The sequence below is a fragment of the Pseudomonas sp. TE12234 genome (assembly GCF_054061835.1).
Genome location: NZ_JBSSEP010000006.1, coordinates 87,607 through 102,622, shown reverse-complemented (window position 1 = coordinate 102,622; position 15,016 = coordinate 87,607). Strand labels below are relative to the sequence as shown.

19 protein-coding genes are annotated in these 15,016 nt (G+C 59.1%); 10 read left to right on the top strand and 9 right to left on the bottom strand.

Annotation, left to right across the window (positions count from 1 at the left end):
* The 9 genes from rapZ to ACVWYU_RS11895 all read right to left on the bottom strand — a co-directional run bounded on the left by rapZ (position 1) and on the right by ACVWYU_RS11895 (position 6,736).
* Positions 1 to 858 (bottom strand): RNase adapter RapZ, encoded by an 858-nt coding sequence (rapZ, locus tag ACVWYU_RS11935; protein ID WP_457372758.1) that lies wholly within the window; start codon positions 856 to 858, stop codon positions 1 to 3.
* Between the two features lie 2 nt (positions 859 to 860).
* The gene (gene ptsN / locus ACVWYU_RS11930) at positions 861 to 1,325 is read right to left on the bottom strand and encodes a PTS IIA-like nitrogen regulatory protein PtsN (RefSeq protein ID WP_090316100.1); all 465 of its coding nucleotides are present in this window, start codon (positions 1,323 to 1,325) and stop codon (positions 861 to 863) included.
* A gap of 12 nt (positions 1,326 to 1,337) precedes the next feature.
* Positions 1,338 to 1,646 (bottom strand): ribosome hibernation-promoting factor, HPF/YfiA family, encoded by a 309-nt coding sequence (hpf, locus tag ACVWYU_RS11925; protein ID WP_007941242.1) that lies wholly within the window; start codon positions 1,644 to 1,646, stop codon positions 1,338 to 1,340.
* Between the two features lie 74 nt (positions 1,647 to 1,720).
* The gene (locus ACVWYU_RS11920; RefSeq protein WP_090316103.1) at positions 1,721 to 3,214 is read right to left on the bottom strand and encodes an RNA polymerase factor sigma-54; all 1,494 of its coding nucleotides are present in this window, start codon (positions 3,212 to 3,214) and stop codon (positions 1,721 to 1,723) included.
* 183 nt (positions 3,215 to 3,397) lie between these two features.
* Complete coding sequence (gene lptB, locus ACVWYU_RS11915) at positions 3,398 to 4,123, bottom strand: LPS export ABC transporter ATP-binding protein (protein ID WP_090316106.1); 726 nt, start codon at positions 4,121 to 4,123, stop codon at positions 3,398 to 3,400.
* Positions 4,123 to 4,671: a lipopolysaccharide transport periplasmic protein LptA gene (gene lptA, locus ACVWYU_RS11910; RefSeq protein WP_390958741.1), complete on the bottom strand. Its 549-nt coding sequence runs from the start codon at positions 4,669 to 4,671 to the stop codon at positions 4,123 to 4,125. Before lptA ends, lptB begins: the two co-directional genes overlap by 1 nt.
* Positions 4,658 to 5,230 (bottom strand): LPS export ABC transporter periplasmic protein LptC, encoded by a 573-nt coding sequence (gene lptC, locus ACVWYU_RS11905; protein WP_457372757.1) that lies wholly within the window; start codon positions 5,228 to 5,230, stop codon positions 4,658 to 4,660. The genes lptA and lptC overlap by 14 nt, the downstream gene beginning before the upstream one ends.
* A 7-nt stretch (positions 5,231 to 5,237) precedes the next feature.
* The gene (locus ACVWYU_RS11900; RefSeq protein ID WP_457372756.1) at positions 5,238 to 5,762 is read right to left on the bottom strand and encodes a KdsC family phosphatase; all 525 of its coding nucleotides are present in this window, start codon (positions 5,760 to 5,762) and stop codon (positions 5,238 to 5,240) included.
* Entirely contained in the window at positions 5,762 to 6,736 is a 975-nt protein-coding gene (locus ACVWYU_RS11895; RefSeq protein ID WP_390958743.1) for a KpsF/GutQ family sugar-phosphate isomerase, read from the bottom strand. Before ACVWYU_RS11895 ends, ACVWYU_RS11900 begins: the two co-directional genes overlap by 1 nt.
* 273 nt (positions 6,737 to 7,009) lie before the next feature.
* Between ACVWYU_RS11895 and ACVWYU_RS11890 the strand changes: the two genes are divergently transcribed.
* From ACVWYU_RS11890 to hisC, 10 genes are all read left to right on the top strand, one after another.
* Positions 7,010 to 7,819: an ATP-binding cassette domain-containing protein gene (locus ACVWYU_RS11890; RefSeq protein ID WP_090316124.1), complete on the top strand. Its 810-nt coding sequence runs from the start codon at positions 7,010 to 7,012 to the stop codon at positions 7,817 to 7,819.
* The gene (gene mlaE / locus ACVWYU_RS11885) at positions 7,819 to 8,616 is read left to right on the top strand and encodes a lipid asymmetry maintenance ABC transporter permease subunit MlaE (RefSeq protein WP_090316126.1); all 798 of its coding nucleotides are present in this window, start codon (positions 7,819 to 7,821) and stop codon (positions 8,614 to 8,616) included. Before ACVWYU_RS11890 ends, mlaE begins: the two co-directional genes overlap by 1 nt.
* Positions 8,616 to 9,083: an outer membrane lipid asymmetry maintenance protein MlaD gene (gene mlaD, locus ACVWYU_RS11880; protein ID WP_247255999.1), complete on the top strand. Its 468-nt coding sequence runs from the start codon at positions 8,616 to 8,618 to the stop codon at positions 9,081 to 9,083. Before mlaE ends, mlaD begins: the two co-directional genes overlap by 1 nt.
* Positions 9,084 to 9,094: 11 nt before the next feature.
* Positions 9,095 to 9,748: an MlaC/ttg2D family ABC transporter substrate-binding protein gene (locus ACVWYU_RS11875; protein WP_247255998.1), complete on the top strand. Its 654-nt coding sequence runs from the start codon at positions 9,095 to 9,097 to the stop codon at positions 9,746 to 9,748.
* Positions 9,745 to 10,050: an STAS domain-containing protein gene (locus ACVWYU_RS11870; RefSeq protein WP_090316136.1), complete on the top strand. Its 306-nt coding sequence runs from the start codon at positions 9,745 to 9,747 to the stop codon at positions 10,048 to 10,050. Before ACVWYU_RS11875 ends, ACVWYU_RS11870 begins: the two co-directional genes overlap by 4 nt.
* A 114-nt stretch (positions 10,051 to 10,164) precedes the next feature.
* Positions 10,165 to 10,404: a BolA family protein gene (locus ACVWYU_RS11865; RefSeq protein ID WP_047537750.1), complete on the top strand. Its 240-nt coding sequence runs from the start codon at positions 10,165 to 10,167 to the stop codon at positions 10,402 to 10,404.
* A gap of 22 nt (positions 10,405 to 10,426) precedes the next feature.
* Positions 10,427 to 11,692: a UDP-N-acetylglucosamine 1-carboxyvinyltransferase gene (gene murA, locus ACVWYU_RS11860; protein ID WP_090316138.1), complete on the top strand. Its 1,266-nt coding sequence runs from the start codon at positions 10,427 to 10,429 to the stop codon at positions 11,690 to 11,692.
* A 126-nt stretch (positions 11,693 to 11,818) separates the two neighbouring features.
* A complete protein-coding gene (hisG, locus tag ACVWYU_RS11855) occupies positions 11,819 to 12,454 on the top strand; it encodes an ATP phosphoribosyltransferase (protein WP_008018703.1) in 636 nt (211 codons plus the stop codon).
* Positions 12,455 to 12,579: 125 nt separating this feature from the next.
* Complete coding sequence (gene hisD, locus ACVWYU_RS11850) at positions 12,580 to 13,905, top strand: histidinol dehydrogenase (RefSeq protein ID WP_090316141.1); 1,326 nt, start codon at positions 12,580 to 12,582, stop codon at positions 13,903 to 13,905.
* Positions 13,906 to 13,907: 2 nt separating this feature from the next.
* Entirely contained in the window at positions 13,908 to 14,960 is a 1,053-nt protein-coding gene (gene hisC / locus ACVWYU_RS11845; protein WP_457372755.1) for a histidinol-phosphate transaminase, read from the top strand.
* Positions 14,961 to 15,016: the final 56 nt, after the last annotated feature.

The following is a 15,016-nucleotide window of genomic DNA, read 5'->3' as shown; positions in this document are numbered from 1 at the left end:
TTAGCTGAGGTCGCGGTGGCGAACCTGGACGTTCTTCAGGGATTGTTGCAGCGTCTTGCCCAGGCGTTCGGTCAGGTAGACAGATCGGTGGTGCCCGCCGGTGCAGCCAATGGCAATAGTGACATAGGCGCGGTTGCTGGCGGCAAAGCGGGGCAACCATTTGAGCAGATATGTAGAAATATCCTGGAACATTTCTTCCACATCCGGCTGGGCAGCAAGGTACTCGGCAACGGGTTGATCAAGCCCGGACAGCGCCCGAAGCTCGGGTTTCCAGTAGGGATTGGGCAGGCAGCGCACGTCGAACACCAGATCGGCGTCCACCGGCATGCCACGCTTGAAGCCAAAGGATTCCACCAGAAACGCCGTACCGGGTTCCGGCTGGTTCAGCAGGCGCAGCTTGATCGTATCGCGCAACTGATACAGGTTAAGGTTGGTGGTATTGACCTTGAGGTCGGCGAGGTCGGCAATGGGGCCGAGCAAGCTGGTTTCATCGTTGATCGCCTCGGCCAGCGAGCGATTGGCACTGCTCAGTGGATGACGGCGACGGGTTTCGGAAAAGCGTTTAAGCAGGGTTTCTTCATCAGCGTCCAGGTACAGCACATCGCACTGGATATGCCGGCTGCGGACTTCTTCCAGCAGCTCGGGAAACCGCGACAGGTGGCTCGGCAGGTTGCGTGCATCGATGGAGACAGCAACGAGTGGCTGTACCAGCTCGGTGTGAATCAACGAGCGTTCGGCAAGTTCCGGCAGCAACCCGGCAGGCAGGTTGTCGATGCAGTAGTAGCCGTTGTCCTCAAGCACATCGAGGGCGGTACTTTTACCCGAGCCGGAACGGCCGCTGACGATGATCAAACGCATGATTACTGACCGTTTTGCTCGTTCAGGACAACCTGATACAAGGCTTCATTGCTCGGGGCACTGCGCAGTTTTTCGCGCACTTCCTTGCGGTCGAGCATGCTGGCGATCTGGCGCAAAAGCTCCAGGTGCGCATCGGTAGCAGCTTCCGGGACCAACAGAACGAACAACAGGTCAACCGGTGCGCCATCGATGGCGTCGAAATCTATGGGGGCGTCAAGGTGCATCAAAGCGCTGATGGGCGAGGTACAACCCTTCAGGCGACAGTGGGGAATGGCGATACCGTTGCCAAAACCGGTCGAGCCGAGTTTTTCGCGGGCAATCAAAGCCTCGAAGACATCTTGCATCTCCAGATCCGGCACTTCCCGGGCGATCAGGTTGGCAATTTGCTCGAGGGCTTTCTTTTTACTGCCGCCCGGCACGTTCACCAGGGAACGGCCGGGGGTCAGGATGCTTTCAAGTCGGATCATGGGTTGGGAGTGTTAACGACCCGTAGCGCCCTGAAGGAGGCTCTGGGTCTTTTCCTTATGCTTTTTGAGTTGTTTGTCCAGCTTGTCGGTCAGTGCGTCGATCGCCGCGTACATGTCGGTATGTTCCGCGTTGGCGACCACTTCATTGCCGGGAATATGCAGCGTGGCTTCGATTTTCTGCTTCAACTTTTCGACGGTCATCGTGACCTGAACGTTGGTGATCTTGTCGAAATGCCTCTCTAATCGTTCGAGTTTTTCGCCGATGTAGGTGCGAAGAGGTTCGGTCACTTCCAGTTGGTGTCCACTGATGTTGACTTGCATACAGCTTCTCCTTCGTTGCCAGTGCATAAAGCGGTAGATCAGATGATCTACCACTGGAACGCTGTGGCGTGGCTCTACATCAACCGCTTGCGTTCGCTCGAAGGCGCGATCCCCAGGGATTCGCGGTACTTGGCGACGGTGCGGCGAGCCACCTGAATGCCTTGTGCCTCCAGTAAACCAGCGATCTTGCTGTCACTCAACGGCTTTTTCTGATTTTCCGCAGCAACCAGTTTTTTGATGATCGCGCGGATCGCCGTGGACGAGCATTCGCCACCTTCGGAGGTGCTGACATGGCTGGAGAAAAAGTATTTCAGTTCATATATGCCCCGAGGGGTATGCATGAATTTCTGTGTGGTCACGCGTGAAATCGTCGATTCGTGCATGCCGACCGCCTCGGCGATGTCATGCAGAACCAGCGGCTTCATGGCTTCGTCGCCGTACTCCAGGAAGCCGCGTTGATGCTCGACGATCTGGGTGGCTACTTTCATCAGGGTTTCGTTGCGGCTTTGCAGGCTTTTGATGAACCAGCGGGCTTCCTGCAACTGATTGCGCATGAAGGTGTTGTCGGCGCTGGTGTCGGCGCGACGCACGAAACCGGCGTACTGGGCGTTGACCCGAAGACGTGGAACCGACTCCTGATTGAGCTCCACCAGCCAGCGTTCGTTGTCCTTGCGCACGATCACGTCGGGAACGACGTATTCGGCTTCAGTGGACTCGATCTGCGAGCCTGGGCGTGGGTTAAGGCTCTGAACCAGTTCGATCACCTGGCGCAGTTCGTCTTCCTTGAGCTTCATGCGGCGCATCAGTTGACTGTAATCGCGGCTGCCGAGCAGGTCGATGAAATCGGTGACCAGGCGCTTGGCTTCGTTCAGCCAAGGGGTTTTGGCCGGCAACTGACGTAATTGCAGCAGCAGGCATTCGCCCAGGTTGCGGGCACCAATACCGGCGGGTTCGAATTGCTGGATGCGGTGCAGAACAGCTTCGATTTCGTCCAGTTCGATGTCCAGTTCCGGATCGAAGGCTTCGAGGATTTCCTCGAGCGTCTCGTCCAGATAGCCCTGATTGTTGATGCAATCAATCAGGGTCACGGCGATCAGGCGATCGGTGTCGGACATTGGCGCCAGGTTCAATTGCCACAACAGGTGGCTTTGCAGGCTTTCGCCGGCCGATGTGCGGGTGGTGAAATCCCACTCGTCGTCATCGTTGCTCGGCAGGCTGCTGGCACTGGTCTGGTAGACGTCTTCCCAGGCGGTGTCGACGGGCAGTTCATTGGGAATGCGCTCGTTCCAGTCGCCTTCCTCGAGGTTATCAACCGTCGGTGCGCTTTCCTGGTAGGAGGGTTCCTGAATGTCGGGGTTGGGCTTCTGTTCGACGTTGTCGGCCAGGGGGTCGGTGTTATCGAAGTCGTCGCCGTCTTCCTGGCGTTCGAGCATCGGATTGGACTCCAGGGCCTCCTGGATTTCCTGTTGCAGGTCCAGGGTCGACAATTGGAGCAGGCGGATGGCCTGTTGCAGCTGCGGTGTCATCGTCAGCTGCTGGCCCATTCTCAAGACTAGCGATGGTTTCATGGCAGGGGCTTAACACCTTATTCGCCGGCGCACATGCGCCATCCACTACAGGGCGCCGGAGCGCCAAACATAAGCAAATTATATGCCCGAAACTGAAGTGTTTGCCTAGAGCGCTGTAACAATAAAAAAATGTTGATTTTTTATCGAGACAAGCGCCCGTCGACTAGCCAGACACCTCAGTGCTTACAGGCGGAACTCATGGCCCAGATACACTTCCTTGACCAGGTCGTTGGCCAGGATGGTTTCAGCGTCGCCCTCGGCGATCAGTTGGCCATCGTTGACGATGTAGGCGGTTTCGCAGATGTCCAGGGTTTCGCGGACATTGTGGTCGGTGATCAGCACGCCAATGCCCTTGGCCTTGAGGTGATGAATGATCTGCTTGATGTCGCCCACCGAAATCGGATCCACGCCGGCGAAGGGTTCGTCGAGCAGGATGAATTTCGGGTTGGTCGCCAGGGCACGGGCGATCTCCACACGGCGGCGTTCGCCACCGGACAGGCTCATGCCGAGGCTGTCACGGATGTGGCTGATGTGGAACTCCTGGAGCAGGCTTTCCAGTTCCTTGCGACGACCGGCCTTGTCGAGTTCCTTGCGGGTCTCGAGGATGGCCATGATGTTGTCGGCGACCGACAGTTTGCGGAAGATCGACGCTTCTTGCGGCAGATAGCCGATACCGGCCTTCGCGCGGCCGTGCATGGGCTGGTGGCTGACGTCCAGATCGTCGATCAGTACGCGACCCTGATCGGCCTGTACCAGGCCTACGATCATGTAGAAGCAGGTGGTCTTGCCGGCGCCGTTAGGGCCCAGCAGGCCGACGATCTGACCGCTGTCGATGGACAGGCTGACATCACGCACGACCTGGCGGCTCTTGTAGCTCTTGGCCAGATGCTGAGCTTTCAGAGTTGCCATTACTGGGCCTTTTGCTCGTCGGTTTTCTTCTTCGGCTGGATCACCATGTCGATGCGCGGACGCGCTTCGGTGACCTTGTTGCCTGTTGCACGGCCAGCGCTCGCAAGCTTCTTGACGGTGTCGTAGACGATTTTCTCGCCCTGGGTGGTGTTGTTGTCCTTGTCGATGACTTTGGCGCGATCGATCAGCACCACGCGGTTTTGCGAGGCGTGGTACTGGATGGTCACACCCCAGCCCTGGACGGGCTTGGTGTCGCCTTGGGTTTGCAGCTGTTCGAAGTAGGCGAGGTTGCCCACCGAAGTCACGACATCGATGTCGCCAGTCGGGGTGCGGGTGATGGTTACGGTGTTGCCCTTAACGATCATCGAGCCCTGGGTGATGATCACATCGCCTTTATAGGTGGCAACGCCATTCTTGTCGTCCAGTTGGGCGTCGTCGGCTTGAATGCGGATAGGCTGCTCTTGATCGTTCGGCAGAGCCCAGGCGCTCACGCTTCCCAGTGCTGCGCCCAGACTGAGCAAAATAGGGAGGGTTTTAACGAGCCTCATACTGTCCTCTTACGTTCGAAAGCAGGTGTATCCTGCTTTCTTTCAAATACGCTTTCATTCCGGTACCAGTCGATACGCCGCCAGCGCCGTCGATTCTAACGGGTTGCTCGGTCTGCGCATATTGCTGCTGCGGGAACACCGTCATGCGGGTGGTGGTGATCAGCGTTCTGCGGTTTTTTTCGTCGAAACGCGTGATGCGTACCGAATCGATCAGTTCAACCTGCGTGCCGTCCGGGTTGACTTCACCCTTTTCGCTCTGGACGTGCCACGGGAACTCGGTGCCGCGGAACATGTTCAGGTCAGGGTTGGTCAGCAACGTCACGTCGGTTGCTTTCAGGTGCTCGACTTTGTCAGACGTCATTTCGTATTGAAGCCTGCCATCGGGCAGGAACTGCACGCTGTGGGCGTTGGTAGCGTAATAGTCGATTTGGCTTTCGTCGACGGGTGCCACTTGCTTGTCGAGGAAGCGTTCCGGGCTGATGTTCCAGTAGCCGACCGCGGCAAAAATCGCGGCGATGCAGCCAAACACCAGGATGTTGCGAATTTTTTTCAACGACATGTTTGGCTCACAGGTACGCGGCGTTTGCCGCATCGAGGCGGCCCTGGGCGCGCAGGATCAATTCGCAGAATTCTCGGGCGGCACCTTCGCCGCCGCGGGCCTGGGTCACGCCATGAGCGTGTTCGCGCACAAAGCTTGCGGCATTGGCCACGGCCATGCCCAGGCCGACGCGCCGAATCACCGGCAGGTCGGGCAGGTCGTCGCCAAGATAGGCAACCTGTTCATAGCTTAGGTTGAGTTGGCCCAGAAGCTCGTCGAGCACCACCAGTTTGTCTTCGCGCCCCTGATAGAGGTGCCCGATGCCGAGGTTTTTTGCTCGTCGCTCTACTACCGGGGTCTTGCGACCGCTGATGATCGCGGTCTGCACACCGGCCGCCATCAGCATCTTGATGCCCTGGCCGTCGAGGGTGTTGAAGGTCTTGAATTCACTACCGTCTTCGAGGAAATACAGGCGGCCGTCGGTCAGGACGCCATCGACATCGAATACGGCCAGTTTGATCTGTTGGCCGCGTTGCAGCAGGTCCGTGCTCATTACATTACTCCCGCACGCAGCAAATCGTGCATGTTCAAGGCGCCAACCGGTCGGTCTTCGCTGTCGACCACGACCAGTGCGTTGATTTTATGGTCTTCCATGATTTTCAGGGCCTCGGCGGCGAGCATCTCCGCGCGGGCGGTCTTGCCGTGGGCGGTCATGACCTGATCAATCGTGGCGCTGTGGATGTCGATACTGCGGTCGAGCGTGCGACGCAAATCACCGTCGGTGAAGATTCCGGCCAGTTTGCCATCGGCTTCGAGAATGACGGTCATGCCCAGGCCCTTGCGGGTCATCTCCATAAGCGCGTCCTTGAGCAGGGTTCCACGCTGGACCTGCGGCAAATCCTGTCCGGCGTGCATGACATTGTCCACCTTCAGTAGCAGGCGTCGGCCCAGTGCGCCGCCCGGGTGGGAAAAGGCGAAGTCTTCGGCGGTAAATCCACGGGCTTCAAGCAGTGCGACGGCCAGGGCGTCACCCATGACCAGCGCGGCGGTGGTGGAAGACGTAGGGGCCAGGTTCAACGGGCAGGCTTCGTGCTCGACGTGAACGTTCAGGTTGACCTCGGCGGCCTTGGCCAGCGGCGAGTTCGGGTTGCCGGTCATGCTGATCAACTGGATGCCCAGACGCTTGATCAGTGGCAACAGGGTGATGATTTCATGGGTGGAGCCGGAGTTCGACAGGGCCAGAATGATGTCGTCGCGGGTGATCATGCCCATGTCGCCATGGCTGGCTTCGGCCGGGTGGACGAAAAACGCCGTGGTGCCGGTGCTGGCCAGGGTAGCGGCGATCTTGTTGCCGATGTGCCCGGACTTGCCCATGCCGACCACGACTACGCGGCCTTTGCTGGCCAGAATCATCTCGCAAGCGCGCACGAAATCCGCGTCGATATGCGGCAGCAAGCCTTGTACGGCTTCGACCTCGAGGCGGATGGTGCGTTGTGCAGATTGAATCAGGTCGCTGGATTGGCTCATGTCGGAATCGTATAGCCTGATGAAAAGCCCGCGATTATAGCGGTTATGATCGAAACCCTCACGCAAGTTCGTCGCGCATTATCATTCCCGGCTCTCCAATCCCTCTAAATAAGCATTCTCACCTGTCATCTTGCTGAATAAGGCCCGGCATTGGCCTTGGGCGCGTGGCCTTTGCAGTGATATAGTTCGCCGCCAGTTCGGCCCGCCCGGGGAGATGTGCTTTTGTCAGAAAGCCAGGCGTCCGAGTGAGAGGCTGCATCGCAAGGAGTTTAGATGAGTGCCGATAACGCCTACGCGGTCGAGCTGAAGGGACTGACCTTCAAGCGCGGTGCGCGCAGCATTTTCAATAACGTCGATATCCGTATTCCCCGCGGCAAGGTCACCGGCATCATGGGGCCTTCCGGGTGTGGCAAGACCACGCTCTTGCGGTTGATGGGCGCGCAATTGCGGCCCACCATCGGCGAAGTCTGGGTCAATGGCCAGAACCTGCCAAAGCTGTCGCGCAGCGATCTGTTCGACGCCCGCAAGCACATGGGCGTGCTGTTTCAGAGCGGCGCACTGTTTACCGATCTCGATGTGTTCGAGAACGTCGCTTTTCCGCTGCGTGTCCACACCGAGCTGCCGGACGAAATGATCCGCGATATCGTCCTGCTCAAATTGCAGGCCGTCGGCCTGCGGGGCGCCATCGACCTGATGCCTGACGAGCTGTCCGGCGGCATGAAGCGCCGTGTCGCGCTGGCCCGGGCGATTGCACTCGATCCGCAAATTCTCATGTATGACGAGCCTTTCGTTGGCCAGGACCCTATCGCCATGGGCGTACTGGTGCGCCTGATCCGCTTGCTCAACGATGCGCTGGGTATCACCAGTATCGTGGTTTCCCATGACCTGGCCGAAACCGCGAGCATTGCCGATTACATCTATGTGGTGGGTGACGGGCAGGTGTTGGGGCAGGGCACGCCTGACGAGCTGATGAACTCTGAGGAGCCGCGTATCCGTCAATTCATGACTGGCGATCCGGACGGTCCGGTTCCCTATCACTTTCCAGCGACGGACTACCGCGCAGATCTTCTGGGGAAGCGTTGATGCGCAAGATTTCATTACTGGAACGAGTGCGCCGATTCGGCCAGGCCGGCATCGACGTGCTGGCGGTGTTCGGACGTTCGGCACTGTTTCTGTTTCACGCGCTTCTGGGGCGAGGCGGCATTGGTGGCGGTTTTGGCCTGTTGGTCAAGCAGCTGCACTCGGTGGGCGTGATGTCCCTGGTGATCATTGTGGTCTCCGGCGTGTTCATCGGCATGGTGCTGGCGCTGCAAGGTTTCAACATTCTGTCCAGCTACGGTTCGGAGCAGGCGGTCGGCCAGATGGTGGCGCTGACGCTGCTGCGCGAACTGGGGCCTGTGGTGACTGCCTTGCTGTTCGCCGGGCGTGCCGGTTCGGCGCTGACGGCGGAAATCGGCAACATGAAATCCACCGAACAGCTGTCCAGTCTGGAAATGATCGGGGTCGACCCGCTCAAGTACATCATTGCCCCGCGCCTTTGGGCCGGCTTCATTTCCCTGCCGGTGCTGGCAATGATTTTCAGCGTGGTGGGCATTTGGGGCGGTTCGTGGGTGGCCGTCGACTGGTTGGGCGTCTATGAAGGCTCCTACTGGTCGAACATGCAAAACAGCGTGACGTTCTCTGATGACGTGCTCAACGGCATCATCAAGAGCATCGTCTTCGCCTTTGTCGTGACCTGGATCGCCGTATTCCAAGGCTACGACTGCGAGCCCACTTCCGAGGGGATCAGTCGTGCCACTACCAAGACCGTGGTGTATGCCTCTTTGGCAGTGCTCGGCCTGGACTTTATTTTGACCGCCTTGATGTTTGGAGATTTCTGATGCAAAACCGCACCCTGGAAATCGGTGTCGGCCTTTTCTTGCTGGCTGGCATCCTGGCTTTGCTGTTGCTGGCGCTGCGGGTCAGTGGGCTGTCGCCAAGCCCGAGCACCGATACCTATAAACTTTATGCATACTTCGACAATATCGCCGGTTTGACGGTCAGAGCCAAAGTGACCATGGCCGGTGTCACCATCGGCAAGGTCACTGCAATTGATCTGGATCGCGACACGTTCACCGGTCGAGTGACCATGCAGGTGGAAAAGCGCGTGGATAACCTGCCGGTCGACTCCACTGCATCCATCCTGACCGCTGGCCTGTTGGGCGAGAAGTACATCGGTATCAGCGTGGGCGGGGAAGAAGCCCTGCTCAAGGATGGCGGGACCATCCATGACACCCAGTCGTCGCTGGTGCTGGAAGACCTGATCGGTAAATTCCTGCTCAATACCGTTAGCAAAGACGCCAAATGAGGAGTTGTTAAATGATCTCTATCTTGCGACGTGGCCTGTTGGTATTGCTCGCGGCGCTGCCGTTGGTAGCTAACGCCGTGGCGGCGCCTTCCGCGCACGATCTGGTACAGGACACCACCAATCGGTTGCTTGCCGACCTGGCGGCCAATAAAGAAAAGTACAAGAAGGACCCGAATGACTTTTATACGGCGCTGAACACCATCGTTGGCCCCGTGGTGGATGCCGAGGGCATCTCCAAGAGCATCATGACGGTCAAGTATTCGCGTAAAGCGACACCTCAACAGATGAAAACCTTTGAAGAAAATTTCAAGAAAGGTCTGTTCCAGTTCTACGGCAATGCGCTGCTGGAGTACAACAACCAGGGGATCGTCGTTGACCCGGCCAAGGATGAGTCCGGCGATCGCACCAGCGTCGGCATGACCGTCAAGGGCAGCAATGGCGCGATTTATCCAGTGCAGTACACGCTCGAGAAGATCAATGGCGAGTGGAAGCTGCGCAACGTCATCATCAACGGCATCAACATCGGCAAGCTGTTCCGCGATCAGTTCGCCGATGCGATGCAGCGCAATGGCAACAACCTGGACAAGACGATCAACGGTTGGGCCGGCGAAGTCGCCAAAGCCAAGGAATCCACCGAGAAATCCTCCGGGCAGCAAGCGCAATGAGTGAGTCGGCAGTCCAGATGGACGAAGCCGGCGAGCTGAAGCTCAGCGGCGTGCTGGATTACCGCACCGGCCCTGACCTGCGCAAGCAGGGGCAGGCGCTGATCAAGTCCAGCAAGGCTGCGGCGTTGGTTGTTGATTGTTCGGCGGTAGAGAAGTCCAGCAGTGTCGGCCTGTCCTTGCTGCTGTGCTTCATGCGTGATGCCCAGGCGGCCGGCAAGGCGCTGAGCATCCGCGGGATGCCCGAAGACATGCGCGAAATTGCCCAGGTCAGTGAGCTGACCGAGCTGTTGGCGCATCCGTAACCCGCATCGATAAAGAAGCCCCCCGTCAGAGTCCTGCTTCGCGGGGTTCGCAGGCGCGGGGCTTTTTTGTATGATGTCCGACCCGCGCGCACAGGGCGCCGATTGAGGTTGAGCATGCAGGCCACCGAAGTGAAGAGCTTCCTTGAAGGAAAGTTGCCAGGAACTCAGGTAGAAGTTGAGGGCGAAGGCTGCAATTTCCAGCTGAACGTGATTAGCGATGAACTGGCGGCATTGAGCCCGGTCAAGCGTCAGCAGCAGATCTATGCCCATTTGAACCCGTGGATCACCGACGGCAGCATCCATGCGGTCACTATGAAATTTTTCAGCAGCGCGGCCTGGGCCGAGCGCACCTGAGCCCAAGGGCGTCGAGATTCTTATGGATAAATTGATTATTACTGGCGGAGCTCGTCTTGACGGCGAAATCCGCATCTCCGGGGCAAAGAACTCTGCCCTGCCGATCCTGGCTGCGACGCTTCTGTGCGATGGCCCTGTGACTGTGGCCAACCTGCCGCACCTGCACGACATCACCACCATGATCGAGCTGTTCGGTCGCATGGGCATCGAGCCGGTCATCGACGAGAAACTGGCTGTCGAAATCGACCCGCGCACCATCAAGACCCTGATCGCTCCGTACGAACTGGTGAAAACCATGCGTGCGTCGATTCTGGTACTGGGCCCGATGGTTGCCCGTTTCGGTGAAGCCGAAGTCGCATTGCCTGGCGGTTGCGCCATCGGTTCGCGTCCGGTGGACCTGCACATCCGTGGCCTCGAAGCCATGGGCGCGGTCATCGACGTCGAAGGCGGCTACATCAAGGCCAAGGCACCGGAAGGCGGCCTGCGTGGCGCGCACTTTTTCTTCGACACCGTCAGCGTGACCGGTACCGAGAACATCATGATGGCCGCCGCTCTGGCTAATGGCCGCAGTGTACTGGCCAACGCCGCACGCGAGCCTGAGGTCGTTGACCTGGCGAACTTCCTGAACGCCATGGGCGCCAAGGTTTCCGGAGCCGGCACCGACACCATCACCATCGATGGCGTCGAGCGTTTGCACCCGACCACTTACAAAGTGATGCCTGACCGTATCGAGACCGGCACCTACCTGGTCGCCGCTGCCGTGACTGGCGGTCGCGTGAAGGTCAAGGACACCGATCCGACCATTCTCGAAGCCGTCCTGGAAAAACTCCGCGAAGCGGGCGCCGAAATCACCTGCGGCGAAGACTGGATCGAGCTGAACATGCACGGCAAGCGGCCGAAAGCCGTCAACGTGCGTACCGCGCCGTATCCGGCGTTCCCGACTGACATGCAAGCGCAGTTCATCTCCCTCAACGCCATTGCCGAAGGCACGGGCGCCGTGATCGAGACGATCTTCGAAAACCGCTTCATGCACGTTTACGAACTGCACCGCATGGGCGCCAAGATCCAGGTCGAGGGCAACACCGCCATCGTGACCGGTACCGAAAAGCTCAAGGGCGCGCCAGTCATGGCGACCGACCTGCGTGCTTCGGCCAGCCTGGTCATCTCGGCGCTGATCGCCGAAGGCGACACCCTGATCGATCGCATCTACCACATCGACCGTGGTTACGAGTGCATCGAAGAGAAACTGCAGATGCTCGGCGCCAAGATCCGCCGCGTACCGGGCTAGTTCCTGCTGCATGGGCATAAGGACATGCCCGTTGAATTGTTGAAGTCGAGCCGGATTCCGGCTCGACGTGTGTCCGGCGCCGTTTGCGACCGGACATGAGTACCTTGATAAGGACTGACGTTTCCCATGTTGACCATTGCACTGTCCAAGGGCCGCATCCTTGACGACACCTTGCCGCTTCTGGCCGAAGCGGGCATCGTGCCGACCGAGAATCCGGACAAGAGCCGCAAGCTGATCATTCCCACGACCCAGGAAGATGTACGCCTGCTGATCGTGCGTGCCACCGACGTGCCGACTTATGTCGAGCATGGGGCCGCCGACCTGGGTGTCGCCGGCAAGGACGTGCTGATGGAATACGGCGGCCAGGGCCTGTACGAGCCACTGGACCTGCAAATTGCCCAGTGCAAGCTGATGACCGCTGGCAAGGTCGGCGCAGTCGAGCCCAAGGGTCGCCTGCGTATCGCCACCAAGTTCGTCAACGTTGCCAAGCGTTACTACGCCGAGCAGGGTCGTCAGGTCGACATCATCAAGCTATACGGTTCGATGGAGCTGGCGCCGCTGATCGGCCTGGCCGACAAGATCATCGACGTGGTCGACACCGGTAACACGCTGCGGGCCAATGGCCTGGAGCCACAGGATTTCATTGCTGCCATCAGCTCTCGGCTGATCGTCAACAAAGCTTCGATGAAGATGCAACACGCCCGTATCCAGGCGTTGATCGACACCCTGCGCAAGGCAGTGGAGTCTCGACACCGCGGCTGATTCACTTGCGCGACCTTGAGTCGCGCCGTCTATCCGCCTCATAGCCAGAATTCTCAGGTGCCCAAGCGGATCGAATGTTAGCTTCGGGCGCCTGAGTTTTTTGCCAATCCTATGAGGCTCTCGCTATGACCGCACCGACTGCAATTCGCCGACTCAACGCTGCTGACCCGGATTTCGCACATCATCTGGATCATCTGCTGAGCTGGGAAAGTGTGTCTGACGATTCGGTCAATCAGCGGGTGCTGGACATCATCAAGGCCGTGCGCGAGCGTGGCGATGCCGCGCTGGTGGAATTCACCCGTCAGTTCGATGGGCTCGATGTCGCCTCCATGGCCGATCTGATTCTGCCGCGCGAACGTCTGGAACTGGCGCTCACCCGCATCACCGTAGCGCAGCGCGAAGCCCTGGAAAAAGCCGCGGCCCGCGTGCGCAGCTACCACGAAAAGCAGAAACAGGACTCCTGGACCTACACCGAAGCCGACGGCACCGTGCTGGGCCAGAAGGTCACGCCGCTGGACCGCGCCGGCCTGTATGTGCCGGGTGGCAAGGCGTCGTACCCGTCGTCAGTATTGATGAACGCCATTCCGGCCAAGGTTGCCGGTGTGACCGAAGTGGTCATGGTGGTGCCGACTCCGCGTGGCGAGATCAATGAGCTGGTGCTGGCCGCCGCCTGCATCGCTGGCGTTGACCGTGTGTTCACCATTGGCGGCGCACAAGCTGTCGCCGCGCTGGCCTACGGCACCGAAAGCGTGCCGAAGGTCGACAAAGTGGTCGGGCCGGGCAATATCTATGTCGCCACAGCCAAGCGCCACGTGTTCGGTCAGGTCGGCATCGACATGATCGCCGGGCCGTCCGAGATCCTCGTGGTATGTGACGGTCAGACCGATCCGGACTGGATCGCCATGGACCTGTTCTCCCAGGCCGAACACGATGAAGACGCCCAGGCGATTCTGGTCAGCCCCGACGCCGAATTTCTCGACAAAGTGGCCGTCAGCATCGCCAAGCTGATGCCGACCATGGAGCGCGCGCAAATCATCGAAACTTCGATCAATGGTCGGGGTGCGTTGATCAAGGTGAGCGATATGGCCCAAGCCATCGAAGTCGCCAACCGTATCGCGCCGGAGCACCTGGAGTTGTCGGTGGCCGATCCGCAAGCCTGGCTGCCGCAGATCCGTCACGCCGGTGCGATCTTCATGGGGCGTCACACCTCTGAAGCCCTGGGCGACTACTGCGCCGGCCCGAACCACGTGCTACCGACTTCCGGCACTGCACGTTTCTCTTCGCCGCTGGGGGTGTATGACTTCCAGAAACGTTCGTCGATCATCTTCTGCTCCGAGCAGGGTGCATCCGAGCTGGGCAAAACAGCTTCCGTGCTGGCCCGTGGCGAGTCGCTGACCGCTCACGCCCGCAGCGCCGAATACCGCATCCTTGTCGACAAGAAGGGGAACTGAGCATGAGTAAATTCTGGAGCCCGTTCGTCAAGAATCTGGTGCCGTACGTACCGGGCGAACAGCCGAAACTGGCAAAACTGGTGAAGCTCAACACCAACGAAAACCCGTACGGTCCATCGCCCAAAGCGCTGGCCGCCATGCAGGCGGAGCTGAACGACAATTTGCGTTTGTACCCGGATCCGAACAGCGATCTGCTCAAGAATGCGGTCGCCAGGTATTACGGCGTGCAGACCAACCAGGTGTTCCTCGGTAACGGTTCCGATGAAGTCCTGGCGCATATTTTCCACGGTTTGCTGCAGCACGATCAGCCGTTGCTGTTCCCGGACATCAGCTACAGCTTCTATCCGGTCTACTGCGGCCTGTACGGCATCCAGTTTGATGCGGTGCCGCTGGACGAACATTTCCAGATCAATCCGGCGGACTACGCCAGACCGAACGGCGGGATCATTTTCCCTAACCCGAACGCGCCAACCGGTTGCCTGTTGGCCCTCGATGCCATTGAACAGATCCTCAAGGCCAGCCCGGATTCGGTGGTCGTGGTGGATGAGGCTTACATCGACTTCGGCGGCGAAACGGCAATCAGCCTGGTAGATCGTTATCCAAACCTGCTGGTGACCCAGACACTGTCCAAGTCCCGTTCACTTGCCGGTCTGCGGGTTGGCCTGGCGGTGGGGCATCCGGACCTGATCGAGGCGCTGGAGCGGATCAAGAACAGCTTCAACTCCTACCCGCTGGACCGGATGGCGAATGTCGGCGCGGCGGCTGCGTTTGAAGATCGTGAGTACTTCGACAAGACCTGCCGGCTGGTCATCGAGAATCGCGAGCAGGTGATTGCACAGTTGCAGGCGAAGGGTTTTGAAGTGTTGCCGTCGGCAGCGAACTTCATTTTCGCCCGTCACCCCAATCACGATGCGGCGGGCCTGGCGGCCAAGCTGCGTGAGCAGGGTGTGATTGTGCGGCACTTCAAGCAGGAGCGGATTGCCCAGTTCCTGCGGATTTCCATCGGTACGCCAGAGCAGAATCAGGCGCTGATCGACGGCTTGGGCGAGCTCTAAACCCCGCGGGAGCGTGGTTTGCCCACGATGGGAACGGCGCGGTGTATGTGGTTCAC

Excerpts from the sequence above, each read along its gene's own strand:
- rapZ (WP_457372758.1), bottom strand. The coding sequence starts at position 858 with ATGCGTTTGATCATCGTCAGCGGCCGTTCCGGCTCGGGTAAAAGTACC.
- ptsN (WP_090316100.1), bottom strand. The coding sequence starts at position 1,325 with ATGATCCGACTTGAAAGCATCCTGACCCCCGGCCGTTCCCTGGTGAAC.
- hpf (WP_007941242.1), bottom strand. The coding sequence starts at position 1,646 with ATGCAAGTCAACATCAGTGGACACCAACTGGAAGTGACCGAACCTCTT.
- ACVWYU_RS11920 (WP_090316103.1), bottom strand. The coding sequence starts at position 3,214 with ATGAAACCATCGCTAGTCTTGAGAATGGGCCAGCAGCTGACGATGACA.
- lptB (WP_090316106.1), bottom strand. The coding sequence starts at position 4,123 with ATGGCAACTCTGAAAGCTCAGCATCTGGCCAAGAGCTACAAGAGCCGC.
- lptA (WP_390958741.1), bottom strand. The coding sequence starts at position 4,671 with ATGAGGCTCGTTAAAACCCTCCCTATTTTGCTCAGTCTGGGCGCAGCA.
- lptC (WP_457372757.1), bottom strand. The coding sequence starts at position 5,230 with ATGTCGTTGAAAAAAATTCGCAACATCCTGGTGTTTGGCTGCATCGCC.
- ACVWYU_RS11900 (WP_457372756.1), bottom strand. The coding sequence starts at position 5,762 with ATGAGCACGGACCTGCTGCAACGCGGCCAACAGATCAAACTGGCCGTA.
- ACVWYU_RS11895 (WP_390958743.1), bottom strand. The coding sequence starts at position 6,736 with ATGAGCCAATCCAGCGACCTGATTCAATCTGCACAACGCACCATCCGC.
- ACVWYU_RS11890 (WP_090316124.1), top strand. The coding sequence starts at position 7,010 with ATGAGTGCCGATAACGCCTACGCGGTCGAGCTGAAGGGACTGACCTTC.
- mlaE (WP_090316126.1), top strand. The coding sequence starts at position 7,819 with ATGCGCAAGATTTCATTACTGGAACGAGTGCGCCGATTCGGCCAGGCC.
- mlaD (WP_247255999.1), top strand. The coding sequence starts at position 8,616 with ATGCAAAACCGCACCCTGGAAATCGGTGTCGGCCTTTTCTTGCTGGCT.
- ACVWYU_RS11875 (WP_247255998.1), top strand. The coding sequence starts at position 9,095 with ATGATCTCTATCTTGCGACGTGGCCTGTTGGTATTGCTCGCGGCGCTG.
- ACVWYU_RS11870 (WP_090316136.1), top strand. The coding sequence starts at position 9,745 with ATGAGTGAGTCGGCAGTCCAGATGGACGAAGCCGGCGAGCTGAAGCTC.
- ACVWYU_RS11865 (WP_047537750.1), top strand. The coding sequence starts at position 10,165 with ATGCAGGCCACCGAAGTGAAGAGCTTCCTTGAAGGAAAGTTGCCAGGA.
- murA (WP_090316138.1), top strand. The coding sequence starts at position 10,427 with ATGGATAAATTGATTATTACTGGCGGAGCTCGTCTTGACGGCGAAATC.
- hisG (WP_008018703.1), top strand. The coding sequence starts at position 11,819 with ATGTTGACCATTGCACTGTCCAAGGGCCGCATCCTTGACGACACCTTG.
- hisD (WP_090316141.1), top strand. The coding sequence starts at position 12,580 with ATGACCGCACCGACTGCAATTCGCCGACTCAACGCTGCTGACCCGGAT.
- hisC (WP_457372755.1), top strand. The coding sequence starts at position 13,908 with ATGAGTAAATTCTGGAGCCCGTTCGTCAAGAATCTGGTGCCGTACGTA.